The sequence below is a fragment of the Paenibacillus rhizoplanae genome, assembly GCF_042684125.1.
GTDB lineage: Bacteria > Bacillota > Bacilli > Paenibacillales > Paenibacillaceae > Paenibacillus_AQ > Paenibacillus_AQ rhizoplanae.
This window is the reverse complement of the sequence record NZ_JBHUKY010000028.1, coordinates 81,876-98,850: the sequence shown is the minus strand read 5'-3', so window position 1 is coordinate 98,850 and position 16,975 is coordinate 81,876. Positions and strand designations below refer to the sequence as shown.

The 16,975-nt window shown below is 54.8% G+C and carries 13 protein-coding genes and 1 tRNA gene; 4 read left to right on the top strand and 10 right to left on the bottom strand.

Features of this window, described 5'->3' with window-relative positions:
• Window positions 1–27: 27 nt before the first annotated feature.
• The 4 genes from ACFSX3_RS17000 to ACFSX3_RS16985 form a co-directional block, all read right to left on the bottom strand.
• Entirely contained in the window at window positions 28–1,602 is a 1,575-nt protein-coding gene (locus ACFSX3_RS17000; protein WP_209991534.1) for a PucR family transcriptional regulator, read from the bottom strand.
• A gap of 554 nt (window positions 1,603–2,156) precedes the next feature.
• Complete coding sequence (locus ACFSX3_RS16995) at window positions 2,157–3,470, bottom strand: amidase family protein (RefSeq protein ID WP_209991535.1); 1,314 nt, start codon at window positions 3,468–3,470, stop codon at window positions 2,157–2,159.
• Between the two features lie 186 nt (window positions 3,471–3,656).
• Entirely contained in the window at window positions 3,657–5,234 is a 1,578-nt protein-coding gene (ggt, locus tag ACFSX3_RS16990; RefSeq protein ID WP_209991536.1) for a gamma-glutamyltransferase, read from the bottom strand.
• A 223-nt stretch (window positions 5,235–5,457) separates the two neighbouring features.
• Entirely contained in the window at window positions 5,458–5,835 is a 378-nt protein-coding gene (locus ACFSX3_RS16985; RefSeq protein WP_036696174.1) for a PH domain-containing protein, read from the bottom strand.
• A gap of 167 nt (window positions 5,836–6,002) precedes the next feature.
• On the opposite strand from ACFSX3_RS16985, the gene ACFSX3_RS16980 reads away from it, so the two are divergent.
• The 3 genes from ACFSX3_RS16980 (at window position 6,003) to ACFSX3_RS16970 (ending at window position 8,766) form a co-directional block, all read left to right on the top strand.
• Entirely contained in the window at window positions 6,003–6,170 is a 168-nt protein-coding gene (locus tag ACFSX3_RS16980; RefSeq protein ID WP_209991537.1) for a hypothetical protein, read from the top strand.
• Window positions 6,171–6,291: 121 nt separating this feature from the next.
• The gene (gene abc-f, locus ACFSX3_RS16975; RefSeq protein ID WP_209991538.1) at window positions 6,292–8,247 is read left to right on the top strand and encodes a ribosomal protection-like ABC-F family protein; all 1,956 of its coding nucleotides are present in this window, start codon (window positions 6,292–6,294) and stop codon (window positions 8,245–8,247) included.
• A 45-nt stretch (window positions 8,248–8,292) separates the two neighbouring features.
• Window positions 8,293–8,766: an ASCH domain-containing protein gene (locus ACFSX3_RS16970; protein WP_209991539.1), complete on the top strand. Its 474-nt coding sequence runs from the start codon at window positions 8,293–8,295 to the stop codon at window positions 8,764–8,766.
• Window positions 8,767–8,862: 96 nt separating this feature from the next.
• On the opposite strand, the gene ACFSX3_RS16965 is transcribed toward ACFSX3_RS16970, so the two are convergent.
• From ACFSX3_RS16965 to ACFSX3_RS16955, 3 genes are all read right to left on the bottom strand, one after another.
• A complete protein-coding gene (locus ACFSX3_RS16965; protein WP_155991586.1) occupies window positions 8,863–9,018 on the bottom strand; it encodes a hypothetical protein in 156 nt (51 codons plus the stop codon).
• A gap of 203 nt (window positions 9,019–9,221) precedes the next feature.
• Window positions 9,222–9,839, bottom strand: a complete 618-nt coding sequence (locus ACFSX3_RS16960; RefSeq protein ID WP_209991540.1) for an NUDIX hydrolase — start codon at window positions 9,837–9,839, stop codon at window positions 9,222–9,224.
• 50 nt (window positions 9,840–9,889) lie between these two features.
• Entirely contained in the window at window positions 9,890–10,852 is a 963-nt protein-coding gene (locus ACFSX3_RS16955; protein WP_379257489.1) for a TRM11 family SAM-dependent methyltransferase, read from the bottom strand.
• A 305-nt stretch (window positions 10,853–11,157) separates the two neighbouring features.
• Here ACFSX3_RS16955 and ACFSX3_RS16950 point away from each other — a divergent pair, with 305 nt between their 5' ends.
• Window positions 11,158–12,513: a dipeptidase gene (locus ACFSX3_RS16950; protein WP_209991541.1), complete on the top strand. Its 1,356-nt coding sequence runs from the start codon at window positions 11,158–11,160 to the stop codon at window positions 12,511–12,513.
• A gap of 861 nt (window positions 12,514–13,374) precedes the next feature.
• On the opposite strand, the gene ACFSX3_RS16945 is transcribed toward ACFSX3_RS16950, so the two are convergent.
• The 3 genes from ACFSX3_RS16945 to ACFSX3_RS16935 all read right to left on the bottom strand — a co-directional run bounded on the left by ACFSX3_RS16945 (window position 13,375) and on the right by ACFSX3_RS16935 (window position 16,796).
• Window positions 13,375–13,448 (bottom strand) — tRNA-Gly (locus ACFSX3_RS16945).
• Window positions 13,449–13,525: 77 nt separating this feature from the next.
• A complete protein-coding gene (locus tag ACFSX3_RS16940) occupies window positions 13,526–15,649 on the bottom strand; it encodes a putative bifunctional diguanylate cyclase/phosphodiesterase (protein ID WP_209991542.1) in 2,124 nt (707 codons plus the stop codon).
• Window positions 15,650–15,836: 187 nt separating this feature from the next.
• Complete coding sequence (locus tag ACFSX3_RS16935; protein ID WP_209991543.1) at window positions 15,837–16,796, bottom strand: aldolase catalytic domain-containing protein; 960 nt, start codon at window positions 16,794–16,796, stop codon at window positions 15,837–15,839.
• Window positions 16,797–16,975 lie beyond the last annotated feature (179 nt).

Genomic DNA, 16,975 nt, shown 5'->3' with positions numbered 1-16,975 from the left:
TTTGGGCAATCTGCTCATGGACGGCTGTTATTCGCGCTCCAGCATTCTGCGGAACAGGAAGACCAGCTTCAACTTCATGAGATCATTGATTTTTTTGAAATCGACATCCAGCAGCTCGCTGAGCTTCTCAATCCGGTAAGTGGCCGTATTGCGGTGAATGAACAGCTTCTTAGCTGTCTCGTTCACATGGCCGTCATTCTCCAGGTAGACCTCCAGCGTGTGGAGCATCTCCTTAACATATTCAGGCTCCCGGCTAAGCAGCCCCCGCAGGCTGCCGCTGAAGTAACGCTCCATGGTCTCTGCCGGAATCTTGCTCAGCAGCAAATCAAGCTCCAGCTGGCGGTAATGCACCACATTTCCGTGCGCGCCCCATTGCCGGGACATGCCCATACATTCCTTAATCTCGGCAAAAGCTTCCTTCAGCCCCTCCGGCTTATGCTTCACGCTGCTGACAGCCGCCTGCGGATAATACCCTTTATCGAACTTCAGATTGTCAAAGCATTCCTGAATCAGTCCCCGGAACTCCTCCGGCTGATGCGGCCCGGCCGGGTACAGCGACACCAGTCCCTCCTCCACCAGGAAGTGGACCGCCTCCAGGCCATGCAACACCGGATGCTCCGAATACTCCTCCTTCAGCCTCAGTAGCTCTGCCTGCCGGGCTTCTCCCGCAGCAGCCACATCGGTAAGCAGCAGTTGGAACGGGGACTGGAGCAGCGTAATCTCCAGCCGGAGCGCTGCCTGCGCCAGCTCAGCGTATTTCAGCCCGTCATTCAGGAACCGCCGCAGCAGCCCGCTGAATTCCCGGTGTCCGGCCTGCTCGAAATAATCCTCCAGTCCGGTATGCATATGATAAGAAATCAGCTCTGTCCCCTGGACGAACAGACTTTCCTCCACGGGCAGCAGCAAGGGATCAATATCGCAATAATGAAGATAACCCAGACATTTCCCGGCCTGTAGCAGCGGTAGCCGGTAGCCGGTGCCTTCGCCGAGACGGAAGCGCTGATTGCGTGGCGGCCAGGGCCATCCTTCCAGCTGCTCACTCTCGGTGTACCCCGAGTTGTTGAATATAACCGTCCCCCGGTTGCTGATTACAGCCAGCGGATAACCGATGATCTCAGAGACGGTGTCCAGCAGCGGACGGCTGCGCCCGGAACGCAAGGCAAGCCGCATCAGCAGCCGCTGCTTCTCCATCATGCTCTGCAGCGTGCCCACGCTGCGCGACAGCTCCGCGCGGAACAAGCCGTTCATCTGGTCGGAGAAAGTGAACTGGAACGGCAGCTCGATCAGCGGGAAATTCAGCTGCTCCGCTTCCGCAATCAAGGGCGGCGGCACAGCCTCCCAGAACCGGCCCAGCTTAATGCCCAGCCCCGCTGAGCCGCGCCGGTTCAGCATCTGCAGCAATGCCGAGGCATCCTCCGGGCTGTCCTTGATCAGATAGGCTGTGGTCAGCAGCATTTCCCCTTCCTTGATCCAGTCCGAGATGTCGGGAGCATCCATGACATTGATCGATTTCACAATCCTGTGCTTCCCCTTGGCCCCGGCAATCAGCTTCGCTTCAGATAAAGGATAAATGGACAACGCTTCTTCCACCGTAAGATGCATAGCCACCCCTCCTTCTCTACCTTCATAATAGGTTCATTATAGGTTCATTCGATTCATATGTTACTTTATGTAACATTATAGATAAAATGACCGCTGTTGGAAAGAGAAAAGTTAAAAACAGATTCGTTTGTGTTATATAACATTACGTATAAGTGACAAATAGCAGCATCGATCCTCATTCGGTCCCTTGGAGCTGCATTCGGCCTGTTCATCCCCGCACCTGCCAAATGTATGCTGTTTTTCGCATACATTTGGCAGGCTCACCCGCCAGCTGCCCATTGTATACTGTTTTTCACATACATTCGCTGCGCTCATCCCCGCACCGGCCCATTGTATGCTGTTTTCCGCATACATTCGGCTCGCTCACCCGCCACCGGCCCATTGTATGCTGTTTTTCACATACATTCGGCCCGCTCCCCCCCCCCCGTACCAGCCCAATGTATTCGGTTTTCCACATACATATGGTCCGAGCACCCTCGCCCAACTGACGGATCTCCTAACGATCAGTAAAAAGCCCCGGTTCTCTTCGTTCAGAGAACCAGGGCTATGACTTCTTACTTCCATACCTCCTGTATCCATGACAGGAGCCTCAGATCTTGTCCGTGCCCGCCGATAACGGACAGTCCCAGCGGCAGTCCGCCGGGGCCGGGCACTGGCAGCGTAACCTGCGGCAGCCCGGCCAGTCCGGCCAGGCAGCTGAGCATCATGGCGCTGCTGCGGCTCCGCTCCAGCTGCCCAGGTCCAGCTCCTCGCAGCGGAGCCGGACCCGGCACGGTCGGAAGGACGAGACAGCCGTCCTTCCCGAGCAGCGCCCGCAGCCGCTGAGTGATCCGGCTGCGCAGCATAGCGGCCGGGCTGTGATCCGCCCCGGCCAGCCCTGCCGCCCAAGCGAACCGGGCGGCAATATCCGGCCCGAAGACCGGCTGCTCCCGCCCGATCCACTCCCCATGGGTTGCCCAGATCTCGGCACCCTGCAGTTCGCGGAAGGCGTCCATCCAGGTCTTCAAGCCTTCCGGGGCAACCACGGCTTCAGCAGCCTGTAGCGAAGCGCCCGCTTGAAGCTTGTCCAGCCCCCGCCTCAGGTAGTCTGCACAGTCCTGCTCCACAAGCGCCCAGCCTTCCGGGGGGAAGAACATCTGGGACAGCCTGAGGTCTGCGCCGGACTCTTCAACCGACTCGCCACTGCTCTGCTCCATACTATTCTCCATGCCCTGGGCGATATCGCCTCTGTCCATAGACCCGAGTAGATCGCCCGCCTTCTTCCGATTCTCCCCGCCCTGCGCATCTCCGCCGCTGTCCACAGGCCCGAGCAGAATACGCCCCGTCTTCAACAGCAGCTCCGTGCTTCCAGCGATCCAGCCCACCGTGTCAAAAGCCGGGGCCAGCGGAATAACCCCCTCCAGGGATACCGCCCCGTGCGATGGACGATAACCAAACACACCGCAATAAGCAGATGGAACTCGGACAGAGCCGCCCGTATCCGTACCGAGGGCAAAATCTACACTTCCGGAGGCCACCGCCACCGCTGACCCGCTGGACGAGCCGCCGGGAATCCGGTTCTCCCCGTGCGGATTCACTGGCGTACCGTAATGATAGTTCTCTCCACCAAGGCTGTACATCAGCTCATCCGTATGGGCAGCCCCCCGCAGCGCAGCTCCGGCATCCAGCAACCTGCGTACAGCAGCTGCATGGGAGTCCGCCGGTTCGTGGCTGCGCAGCCAGTCCGGGTTACCGGCGGAAGAGCCGTGCCCGGCCACTGCGAAGACATCTTTTACCGTGAAAGTCAGGCCGTGCAATACCCCGTGCCCGCTGCCGGGAATCTCCAGCTCCGGGACCCGGAATGCACCGTGCCGATTATCAAGAACCATGCTGCTTCACCTCTCCCTCCCGGACAAACCGGATCTATCTCCCTGCCTGCCTCCCTACCTTCCTACCTTCCTACTTCCCTACCTTCCTACTTCCCTACTTCCCTACTTCCTTATCCCCTTATCCCTCAGTCTCCCTATCGCCCTACTCCACATCTCCCTACTCCCCCTGTCACGAATTCAATCCCTCTACCACCCGATAGCCGCTCCATCAGAGCGAGGGTCCGCCCCCCCGCTACGGTAGCCGTTACTGTCAATCGAGATGGCATGGGCGTGCCCCATCACCCCGTCATAGCTCTGTGCCTCACCGACCAGATGCCCCGCCTCCGCCAGCTCCGCCCGCACCGCTTCCGCCACCCGGTTCTCGATCCGCAGCTCCTGAGTCGGCTCCCCCCAGGTTCTGCCCCAGACGAAGCGGGGTTCACTCACCGCAGTCTGCGGGTCCATCCCATAGTGAAGCATGCGCGTGAGCAGCAGGGTCTGCGTCTGCGGCTGTCCTTCACCGCCCTGTGTGCCATAAAGATAGGCTGGCTTTCCGTCCCGGCAGGCCATCGCCGGCATCAGCGTGTGGAAAGTGCGCTTATGCGGCTCCAGCGTATTGACATGGGCGGGATCAAGCGAGAAGAAGGAGCCACGGTTCTGAAGCAGAATTCCCGTATTCCCGGCCACCACCCCCGACCCGAATTCGAAATACAGACTCTGGATGAACGACACCGCGTTGCCCTCTTCATCCACCACCGCTGCGTAAGCTGTATCCCTTCCAACCGGTTCGCTGCTGAGAGCAAGCGCCTTACGGGGAGAAATCGCCGCCGCGAGTTGTGCCGCATAGGGTTTACTCAGCAGACGGTCCAGCGGAATACTGCGGAAGGACGGGTCGGTGAGCACCTGGTCGCGGTCACGGAAACTCAGCTTCAGTGCCTCCACCAGCAGATGATAATACTCATAGGAGCCGTGCCTGATCTCCGCGAAGTTATAATGCTCCAGGATATTAAGCGCCATGAGCGCCGTGAAGCCCTGCGAGTTCGGCGGAACCTGATAGACGGTATGCCCATGGTATTCAGTCTGAAGCGGCTCCTCCCAGCTCCCCTGATGGTCAGCGAAATCATCGCGGGTCAGATAACCCCCGGAAGCCTGCATATAATCACTGATTTCTTCCGCAATGCTCCCTTTATAAAAAGCATCCCGGCCTCCCGCCGCAAGCGCCCGCAGCGTCCCGGCCAGCTGCCGCTGCACAAACCGCTCTCCCGCCGCCGGAATTTGGCCGCCGGGAAGATACACCGCCGCCGCTTCAGGCGACAGCGCGGCTCCGGCCAGAACGCTGCCGCCATGCTGATCCGGCGACAGCGGAAAGCCCCCGGCGCTGTAGCCGATAGCCGGCTCCAGCACCTCGGCCAGGGTCAGCCGTCCATACTCCCGCTGGACGGCTGACCAGCTATCCGCCATTCCGGGCACCGTAATGGCGCTGCGCACACCCCGCCGGGGGATGGCCTCCTCCCCGGCATAACAGTCCCGGCGGACGGCGTAGCCCGAGCGTCCGCTGCCGTTGTAAGCCCGCACGCGCCCTTCGCTGGCGCTGTACCCCAGCCAGAAGGCGTCGCCGCCGAGCCCGGTCATATGCGGGTAGACTACAGCCAGCGTCGCGCTGACTGCAACGGCCGCATCATAGGCGTTGCCGCCTTTGGCCAAAACTTGCGCGCCCGCTGCCGAGGCCAGGTAATGCGGGCTGACCACCATCGTTTTCGTTCCGATTACAGGTCCTCTTCTCATGTCCCGCCCCCTTCCCTGCCGCTTAAGTTAGTGTCATTTAACATCAGGCCCGAAACCCCTGTCAACGACTTCCGCAGGACCGTACATTTGCTGCCGCTAATTTTGTGAGCCATGCACAAATTTCAGGATGGAAGCAGGCCCGGGCCTGCCATCCCTTCTATCCTTCTGTTATATGGAGCTGCAGCAGGCTACAGCCATAGTACGCCCTGTCTGTGCGCCCCCCTTATTTCAGGATATATTGCGACAGCACAGCCTGTACTTCATAGATATCGACCGATTTGTTGAAGGTTTTCTTCAGCGGAAGCCCCGCGCCCGAGATATACAGGCACAGCTCCGCATCCAGGTCGAAATGCCCCGCCGTCTCCACGGAATAATGAGTGATGCTTTTGTAAGGAACGGAGTGGTATTCGGTTTTCTTGCCGGTCATGCCCTGCTTGTCTACAAGAATCAGCCGCTTGTCTGTGAAAATAAACATGTCCCGGACCAGCTTATATGCGCGCTCAATCTTTTCATTCGGAGCCAGAATCCGTCCGTATTCCCGCTGCACCTCCCCCAGCTCCACCTGAGTTGCATTGCCCAGCAATCCGTTAAAAATCGCCATAGCTCTCCTCTTTTCCCGCAGCCGTTATAAGGGCACCGCCCCTTCGCCACACTCCATACTACTTACAGAAGCATTCATTTATGTCTGGGCGGGAACAATTCTCCTTGCTTATTCCGGGATTTTTGGTTACACTAGCTTTAAATTTATCAAAAAGGAGGTGTAGGAGAATGGATCACAATCGGACCAACAGTGTTAGCAGCCGGCTGATTAATATTATGGCGGGCATCGTTCATGTGAAATCGGACAACGGGAGAAGTCTGTCCATTTACACGAACTTAATAACACTACAACATTGTGAAATGCCTTTCTCGCCTACACTTCAACGGATGTCTTAACCCGAAGAATTCTCAGGCCGCAGGGAAATTTCCCTGCGGCCTTTTTATGTGCTTTTAACCGGATATTTCGGATGAATTGAAGCGGCAGAGCAAAGTGCATTCTAATAAAAGGAGCCTAACGATGATTATCTCATGTCAAAATATCCAAAAATACCACGGTGCCCAGCTCGTCCTGAGCGATGTCACCTTCGATATCCGCCAAGGCGAAAAAATCGGCCTGATCGGCCGCAACGGCTGCGGCAAAACCACCCTCTTCCACCTGCTGAGCGGGGAGGAACGCCCGGATCAAGGACAGCTCGCTATCCGCCGGGGCAGCGTCATCGGTCTGCTTGCCCAGATTCAGGAAGTGAACGACAACGAGACGGTCTACGCCGTCCTTCAGCGCAGCTTCGCGGAGCAGCTCGGCTGGCAGCGCCGCCTGCGGGAGCTGGAGCAGGAGATGTCAGCCTCCGGTGCGGGCGAAGACGAGCAGGCCTGGAACCGGCTGCTTAAGGAATACGGCACCCTACAGGAGAAGTTCGAGGCGGCAGGCGGCTATGAGCTGGAAGCCTCGATCCAGCGTGTAGCCTCAGGGCTGGGGATTGGAACGGAGCAGTACGACCGCCGCTTCTCCTCCCTCTCCGGCGGAGAGAAGACCAAGGTAGGGCTGGCCGAGCTGCTGTTGCGCCGTCCCGACATCCTGCTGCTCGATGAGCCGACCAACCATCTGGACATGGAGGCTATCGAGTGGCTGGAGAAGTTCCTCCAGAGCTATGATGGCACGGTTCTGGCAATCTCCCATGACCGTTATTTCCTGGATGCCGTGGTGAAGAAGGTCATTGAGATTGAAGACGGGGAGGCTTTCACCTTCCATACGAACTACAGCGGCTATCAGGTGGAGAAGGAAGCCCGGCTGCTTCAGCAATTCGCTGACTACCAGGAGCAGCAGAAGAAGATCAAGCAGATGCAGGAGAGTATCAAAAGACTGATTGAATGGGGCAACCGCTCCAATCCGCCGAACCCTTCCTTCCACCGCCGTGCGGCGTCCATGCAGAAGGCGCTGGACCGGATGGTCAAGGTTAAACGCCCGATTCTGGAGCGGAAGTCCATGGATCTGCAGCTCCAGCAGGACGACCGGACCGGCAATCAGGTCGTAATCCTTGACCGGATCAGCAAGTCTTATGGGGAGCGCAGGCTCTTCTCGGCCGCCAGCGATATTCTGCGATACGGCGAGACCACCGCACTAATCGGCGGCAACGGAGCAGGCAAAAGCACCCTGCTGAAGATCATCCTCGGCCAGGAAACACCGGACAGCGGGAGCTGTACGCTTGCTTCCAGAGCAGTGGTCGGTTATCTGGCCCAGGAAGCTGTGCCGGAGGAGGGCGGCCACTCCGTGCTGCGGTATTTCCGCGAGGAGGCCGGACTTGAAGAAGGCGAAGCCCGCGGCCAGCTGGCCCGCTTTCTCTTCTACGGCAGCGATGTCTTCAAGAGCATCACTAACCTCTCAGGAGGAGAATGGACCCGTCTGCGCTTCGCGATCCTGATGCACAAGAGGCCGAACCTGCTGATTCTGGATGAGCCGACCAACCATCTGGATATCGATTCCCGCGAAGCGCTGGAGGAAGCGTTGGAGGAGTTCCCCGGCACCGTGCTGGCGGTATCCCATGACCGTTACTTCATCAACCGCTGCTTCGGCAAGCTCTGGCATATTGACGGCGTACGCTTCTCCTCCTTCTCGGGCAACTACGAGTATTATAAGGAAAAGCTGGCTGAACATGCCGCAGCCGCCCAGCGTCAAGAGGTCACGCAGCCGGAATCCTCCGGGGGAGGCACCGGCAAGCTCCGCTCTATAAGCGGGCGGGCAGAAGCATCCACATCCGGCCCTGCCAGTCCGAACCGCAAGCCGCGTCCGGCGGCTTCGTGGGAGCAGGACATTGCCGTAGCGGAAGCACAGCTTGCTCTTATCGATGCTGAAATGCTGGACCCGCAGCTGTCGAGCCATGCAGAGAAGCTGGCCGAGCTGCAAGGAATGAGAGATGCTGCGCAGCAGAAGCTCGATGAGCTGTATAGCGGCTGGTTAAGCGAAGCGGATATGTGAGTTTTAGCCAGACTAAATACTATATCTAAGGTAGAGGTGACCGTAATGACATTAACCCCGGAAATTGCGAAATATTGGGAGAGTTATCTGGTGAAGCATCCGGAAGCAGCGGACAAATTTGACAGCGCTTGGGCGTTTGGCGACAATCCCCGGCTGGCAGATGAGCTGCTGGATCTGGTTCTGAGAGGAATCAAGACCGGGACCGCGCAGAATTATGAGCTGATTGAAGCACAGGGGCTGACCATGCCTTTTACAGGCGGGTTATCCATACTGCTGGACAGTGAGGGGCAGCCGCGTGCGATCATCGAAACGACGAAGGTGGAGATCGTTCCATTCGCTGAGGTAACGGCTGAATTCGCCTACTCCGAAGGGGAGGATGACCGCAGCCTTGAATCCTGGCGCTACGAGCATGAGGTGTTCTTCACCAGGGAGCTGGAGCGTGAGGGCAAGCCCTTCGACCCGGATATGCGGGTGGTCTGCGAGACCTTCCAGCTGGTGCATATCAACAACGACTTGTAATTTCAGCATAAAAAGGCTGCTTCTTCACTTCGAAGAGGCAGCCTTCATTGTATATGTGTAAGTTTAGTAGTGGAATATAGCTTCTGCGGACGGGTCTTAGAAATTCCAGATGCCCATCATCCAGCCGATCAACGAGATCCATAAGGGAATACTGATCAGGACACCCCATACCAGGCCCGTGGCGATATTGCCCTCTGTAGGCCGGGTCATCCCCTCCTGCGCAAGCGGAAGTCTTAACTCTTCTTGTTCCATGCGATCCCCTCCTAAAATTCTTATCGTCAAAGCAGAGGAAAAAATGTAGACCGCCGGGCCCAAAAAGAAGTGTTTTCGATAATTTTTTTAGATATAAAGACTCAGCGGAATATCATTGTAAAGGCTTACATAAATAGTATTAACCAAAAATTGTATTGACGAAAACTTATATACACTCTTAGTTATCTATTATATGCAGTTCTTTAGTCTAATATTACTGCCTTTTCGGGATTATGTAAATATTGGAATAGAGTGTGCAGCTGTTCTACCGTATTGCGCTCTTCCGACAATTCGGGCAATGCATCCTCGGCAAAAAAACCCGCACCACTCGTCTCCACACCACCCGCCGCTTCCCCGCCGTTAATTCTGCAGAGAATGAACATTTTGTAGACATGATACGGTTCCGGCGGATGCTGATGGAATTTCTTATCCAGCACAGCAAGCAGACGGACCGCTTCCGCCTGGTAGCCGGATTCCTCGGCAATCTCCTTCACCACCACCTCGCTCGGTGACAGGCCAATGTCCGCCCACCCTCCGGGCAGTGCCCATTTTCCGTCGAGCTTCTCGTGTACGAGCAGAATTTTATCATCCTGAAAAATAACTCCCCGGACATCCACCTTAGGCGTGCTATACCCGCCTTCGCCCGCGAAGGAGAGCCGGATACGCTCCTTGCTCTCATACGTATAATTCGCCAGAATATCCACGCTCAGCTCCCGCAACGCCTGATAACGCTCAATATCATATACATCCTTGGCATACGCCAGTCCGGTCTGGGCAATCCCTTGAATTTCTTTGGCCCAGGTTAACCATTTCGGTTCCACAAGCACACCGCCTTCACTCGGATTTGATTACGCCCTTAATTCAAGACGCTCTACTCGCACAGCATCAGATGACGGGAGAACGCACCTTTTCGCGCCACACAACGGTCTATAATTGTAAAACCGGCCGCAGCAATCATCTCATCCACCGCCTCAATCGCCACAATGACCACTCTGTCCGCAATCCGCCGCGTATGGCTCAGAATCGCAAACTGCTCTTCGGGGGTAATTCGTGAATACAGATTATAAGGCATATCCACGATGGCCGCATCGTAATGCTCCTGGATGTCTGCGATATCCCCTAGCGTAACAACGCTCTCAAAGCCGAAATGAGCGATGTTCGTCCGTGCACCAGCAGCAATTAGCGGGTTAATATCACGGCCGACAACATCGATACCCATCGACAGCGCTTCTACCATCACTGTGCCAATTCCGCAGCAGGGATCGATCAGCTTCACACCGGGTATGCGCGGAACCGCCATATTGACCGCCGCCCGGGCTACCCGTGTGCTGAGCGCTATGGAGTAGCTGCGGGGCTTTTTCATCTGCCGGAACCAGGTTGCATTGTTCTTATGATAGGGGCCGAAGTACCAGCGTCCGCCGAGCGTTACAATCCCGTACACCAGCTCCGGATGGTTCACATCTGCCTCTCCCTCAATCCGCAGGCCGATTTCCCGCTCAATCACTCTGCGCTCAGCGTATTCGATTTTATGTTCAGGAGCCAGATCATTAGTCTTCACAAAAATAACCTTGAAGCTCCGCCCCCCCAGCTCTACCTGCTCTGTCTGCTTGTAGATCTCAGGGAGCGTGTCCCCTTCGTACATCACATCAATCCGCTCTTTGATAAAAGGACTGCGGCTGACATCCACCTCTACCCCGCTTGCAAATATAGCCGGAGGGATCTCCCGGCCGAACAGGCAGCGCAGCTCCATCCCGCACAGCGAGGTCTCATCCGGCGAATAGGCATACGTATAAATATATATCGGTTCAACACTTGCAGGTATGTTCGTTGACACTACAATTTCGCTCCTGTCGCTTCCGCCGCGCTCGGCGGTTCCTTTGCTTAAACTAAGTAAGTCTATCACGGTTACTGCCAGTAATCAACAGCCTGCAAGGAACTGTTCCCCAAGCTACGCAGCTCGGGTCCCCCTCTGATTAACGGCTGGAACAATCCTTTTTTGATCCATGGGGATATCTCCAGTATAATGAATGCATTACACTGCCGAACCTGAGCCGCAGAGACCCTCCGTTATGCATGTTGCCGCATAATACAGGTAGCTGTGGTATTAAGCAGCGAATTCCAAGGAGGTACATACCCACAATGTCATACGAAACTTATTTTCAGGCTGAGCGTGAAGCCCAGCTTAATGAACTCAAGCAATGGCTGGCTATCCCCAGCATTTCAGCCCTGTCCACCCACAAGGAAGATATTAATACCGCAGCCGGCTGGCTGGTTGAGACCCTAAAGCGTGCGGGTCTTGAGAATATCGAGTTGCACCCTACAGCCGGTCATCCGGTGATCTATGCAGATTACCTTCACGCTCCCGGCAAACCGACCATTCTGGTCTACGGCCATTATGATGTACAGCCGGTTGATCCGCTGAACCTGTGGACTACGCCTCCGTTTGAACCGGAGATCCGTGACGGCAAGCTGTATGCGCGCGGCGCTACAGACGACAAAGGTCAGGTATTCATGCATATCAAGGCTATTGAGGCTATCCTCAAGCAAGAGGGCACTCTGCCGGTCAACATCAAGCTCTGCATCGAAGGGGAAGAGGAGATTGGCAGCGTCAACCTGCCGCCATTCCTGGAAGCTAACCAGGACAAGCTTGCGGCAGATGCCGTTCTCGTCTCGGATACCTCCCTTCTGGAACGCGGACGCCCCGCCATCTGCACCGGACTCCGTGGTCTCTGCTCAATGGAGGTCACAGTGAACACCGCCTTGACTGATTTGCACTCCGGCTCCTACGGCGGCGGCGTTCCTAATGCGCTGCATGCGCTGGTCTCGCTGCTCAGCACCCTTCACGATGACAAGGGCCATGTATCTGTAGAAGGCTTCTACGAAGGCGTACCTGCCCTGTCCCCGCTGCTGCGCGAAGAATTCGCCAAGCAAGGCGTGGATGAAGACAAAATCCGGACCGCCCTCGGCCTGGAGCAATTGTACGGCGAAGAAGGCTACACGTTCGTGGAACGGGTCGGCGCTCGTCCAACACTGGAGCTGAACGGCGTATACGGAGGCTTCCAAGGCGAAGGCAGCAAGACGGTAATCCCTAAAGAAGCCCATGCCAAAATTACCTGCCGCCTGGTCGGCGACCAGGACCCGCAGCACATCCTGGATGCCGTTGAAGCCCATCTGAAGGCTAATATTCAAAAGGGCGCCAAGGTTCAGGTGAAGCAGATGGAGAAGGCACGCGCCTTCAACATCGACCCGTCGCACCCGATCCTCCAGACCGCTGCCGATGCTTACGGCAAGGTCTACGGCACCCGCGCCCTCTTCACCAAAGACGGCGGCTCTATCCCGATCATGGAGAGCTTCGCCCGCATCCTGAAGGCGCCGGTCGTCCTGATGGGCTTCGGACTCGACGACGAGAACCTCCATGCGCCAGACGAGCATTTCAACCTGGAGAACTTCGACAAAGGCCTGCTGACCCTTGTCGAGTTCCTGAAGACCGTCTAACATCCAAGACAGGCGGCTTACCTGTCATTTCACCAAGCCAGGCCCCCGAAGGATCGGGGGCCTGGCTTTTTCAACAGATGAATTAGCTGTGGCTGGTGTAGCCGGTATGATTTGTGACACCTGTGCTACTTATTCAGCTTTTAAGGTAACATCGCTGTTCATTTTGACTTTTCTAACGTATTATCCGGTGAATTCGGGTGCACTTGTGCTCATTCTCTCTTACTGCCGACTTTCAGCGTTCAGGTGCACTAATGCTCCTCATTTCTGCTTACCGTCAACTTTCAGCGAATTCAGGTGCACTAATGCTCCTCATTTCTGCTTACCGTCAACTTTCAGCGAATTCAGGTGCACTAATGCTCCTCATTTCTGCTTACCGTCAACTTTCGGCTAAGTTTTATATGCTGGAGCGTATGCAGTCTTTGTGCTACTACTCACCTTTGCAATCCAGCCATCTAATTTCTCGTATGGCCACAGCTGGCGGAATCAGTGGGATTTATCCCCTTGATTTTCACCTGTAACTGACTTTCAGCTGCATCAGTGGGATTTATCCCTCTCATTTTCAACTATCGCCCAATTCAGGCCGAATTAGAGGGACTTTTACCTTTGAATGAAGCCGCACCCTACTTTCAGCAGATTTAGTTATTGTTCTGCCAGTATGTACTATCCCTTATGTTCTGTCCCTATGTACTCACGTATCTTCTATCACTAGTATCACTAGGTACACCCTCACGTCCTGCCACTACGTCTTCTTCGCCGTACCCTATCCTCACTCATCAGCATTATCCACACATTCTAGTTCCCTGCAACAACTCCGAAATAACAAAAAAAACCCTTGCGGACAAGGATTTCGGAAGTTAAGTATGGAGCGGGTGATGGGAATCGAACCCACGCTATCAGCTTGGAAGGCTGAAGTTCTACCATTGAACTACACCCGCGACTCAAATTGAGTACAAGAAACATTGTAGCATCACTACGAATAAATTGCAACCCTATTAAATTCAGATACCGGAGGTTACGACGGCATTTCCAGCAGAGGTCTGAGGAAGGACTGTTCGAATTCGGCCGCCTTCACCGGCTTGCTGAACAGATACCCCTGGGCCTCATGGCAATGCTGCTGGCGCAGAAAGTTCAGCTGCTCCTTGTTCTCCACGCCTTCGGCGGTAACCTTGAGCTTCAGATGGTGGGCCATCGAGGTAATCGTAGAGACAATCGCTGCATTGTTGCTGTCCTCCATGACATCCGATACGAAGGAACGGTCGATCTTCAAGCGGTCAATCGGCATATTTTTCAGATAATGCAGCGAGCTGTAGCCAGTGCCGAAATCATCGATGCTGATGCATACGCCAAGTCTTTTGAGACGGTTCAACTGGTCGAAGGCGGTCTCCTTGTCCAGGGTCATACTCTCAGTAATCTCCAAGTCCACGTAGCAGGGATCGAGACCGATATCCTTCAGGATGGCATCAATTTTGCCGGCCAGATTGGGCTGCAGGAACTGGCGCATCGAGAGGTTAATGGACACGCAAATCGGATGATAGCCGGCATCCTGCCACATTTTATTCTGCATACAGGCCGTCTTAAGCACCCATTCCCCAATGGGAACAATTAGCCCGCTCTCTTCAGCGATAGGGATGAAATCTACCGGAGAGACCAAGCCGCGTTTGGGATGGTTCCAGCGCAGCAGCGCCTCCATGCCGACAATCTCTTCTGTCTCAAGCAGCACCTGGGGCTGATAAACCAGATAGAACTCCCCCCGCTCCAGCGCCCGGCGCAGATCATTCTCCAGCTTGAGACGTTCCTTCGCCTTCATCTGCATAGCCGGAATATAGCGGCGGATCTCCACCCCCTGATCCTTGGCATTGTGTACCGCTGTGTCTGCATTCTGTATCAACTGCTCTGCCGTATCTCCGTCCCCGGGATAGATACTTACCCCCAGACTAAGCGAGATATGGTATTCACCCGACTCCAGACCTACCGGTGTCTCGAACAGACGCAGCAGCTCACCCGCCCGGACCAGACAGTTCTCCAGCCCCGTCCGCTCCGTCATTAGAAAAGCAAACTCGTCCGCCCCCATACTAAAGAGCTCTTCATTGACTCTAACCTCGTCCCCGATCCGCCGGGCGACCAGCTGCAGCAGCTGATCTCCTGCATAGTGACCAAGAGAGTCATTGATATTCTTGAAATGGTTGATGTTCATAATGACCAGCCCGGAGAAGCCGCGGCTTTTGTCCTGCTCGCTCTGGAACACCACCTCTTCCATGCGCTGCATCAGGCGGCGTCTGTTCGGAAGACCGGTCAGCTCATCGTGGTACGCCAGATAATTAATCCGCGCTTCCGCCTGCTGGCTCTCCTGGAACGGCTCCTCAATCGTCAATCTGTAGACTCCGGTCAGCAGAAGATAATACGCCGCTGCGCTGCTGAGCATCCCGAAGAGATAGTCTAGCTCCCCGACACTGAACAGATTCATGAAGAAGACCTGAGCCAGCGAGAAGAATACTAGGGAACGGATAATAATCAGCAGAGAGGCCGACTTCTCATTTTTGCCCGGATAAATGATAATCGCAGCGCCAAGCAAATAGACGAACAGTATCGCCATATTCATCAGATCTCTTGTCGTTTCTGCCCACGGTTCGTCTGCCAGCCCGGAGACAATCAGGTTGCCGAGACTAAACACTGCCAAAGACAGCAGAATGACCACAAGAGAATTTCTAAATACCTTCCCTTTACCCCCGGTTCCTACGGGTTGATCTGCCCTGCTAAAAATCAGCATGATCCCCAGTGCACTGGTCAAGCGGGAGAACGTCAGGAGCCATAAGGACTGCCCCTGGCTGATATAAGGGATGATTCCGGGAATACCTACAAACCCGAGTACATGCAGGAAGTCAAAGATGCTCACTCCCAGAAACAATGCAGAGGTGTACAGCCTGGCCTTGGATAAACTATTAGCGAACAGCAGCCAGCCCTGGGCAAAAATTGCAAAACCGAACGCCACAGTGCAGCAGCCCAAAATAAGGTAAAACGCCATCAGCAAATCCTTGTCCTCTATTTGGCCCAGCGGTGTACGAAAAATCTGGATCAGAAGGAACAGCGCAGCCCCTAGAATAGCCGCATGAATCGTCTTTCTCTCTTCTTGTCTCATAAGTCCCTCGCGTCTAAAAATGATATCTATAAAATCAGATGAATGTGCATGATGTCCTATGTATAAATATCGGCCAGATGGCTCCGTAAAGTTACATTGATCACCTACAATATTGCAAGGAGGCAGCTCCGGCAGAAAAAAAGCACCTGCCTACAAATAGAGGCCAGTGCTTTCTCCTTCCAGACGGTTATTTGTCCCCGAAATTGACCTCAGGTGTTGTCAGTGTGTCATAGAAGTCAACCGCCTTATCTTTATCGGCCGAAGATCGCAGCGCCATTGCCGAGCGGGGATGCTCATCCAGCGTCCCTGTAATCATATACGGAATGATATAACCCCACTCTTCCTTTTCCCGCAGGGGAATCATCAGGTTCTCAACGATATCCAGAACAGGACGGAGCGTATAATTCGTATTCTTCAGATGGGTCACCAGCAGCTCTGTAGGACAGTTGCCTGCAGCGCGGCCCATTCCATAACAGGAAGCATCCAGTAGCTCTACCCCCTTCTCGGCTGCAATCAGCGTATTAGAGAAGGCCAGCTGAAGATTGTTGTGAGTATGCACACCGAGCCGCTTGTCCGGCAGATGTGTCTTGAACTTCTCTACCAGGTAATGAAAATCATTATGATCCAGGCTGCCGTAAGAATCCACGATATAGACTACATCAACCACACTCTCGCGGATCTGCTCGAAGGCTTCCAGCAGCTCATTCTCCATCACATTGGACAGGGCCATAATATTAATCGTCGTCTCATAGCCCAGGTCATGGAACGTCTGCACCAGCTGGAGGGCCTTGTCCACATCCTTGCTGTAACAAGCCACACGGATCAGATCGAGCATGCTCTCGCTGCGGGGCAGAATATCATTCTCGTCCACACGGCCGATATCGACCAGCGCCGACAGCTTCGTATGCCCCTTTTGCGGAATTACCTTGCGCAGGAAGTCATCATTCAAAAAGCGCCAAGGGCCTGCACCCTCTGCCCCTTTGAGCAGCTTCGGCGAGTTCTTATATCCGATTTCCATATAATCAACACCGGCTTCATTCAGTCCGGCATATAATTTCTGAACAAATTCAATACTGAAATCCCAGTTATTCACCAATCCCCCATCACGGATGGTACAATCGACAATTTTACTCTGATTCGTCTTCACAATCTGTTCTCCCTTCGGGGTATCATTTTCATACTATGCTTACATTATCGTTCAATCATACTTTAATGAAGAATATATTGTAAAGAAAATTTCAGCAATCTCCATATCCATTTCCGCAGAATGAAACAATGATATTAATCACAGATAATATGTCAAAAAAATGCTACATTACAAGAAAT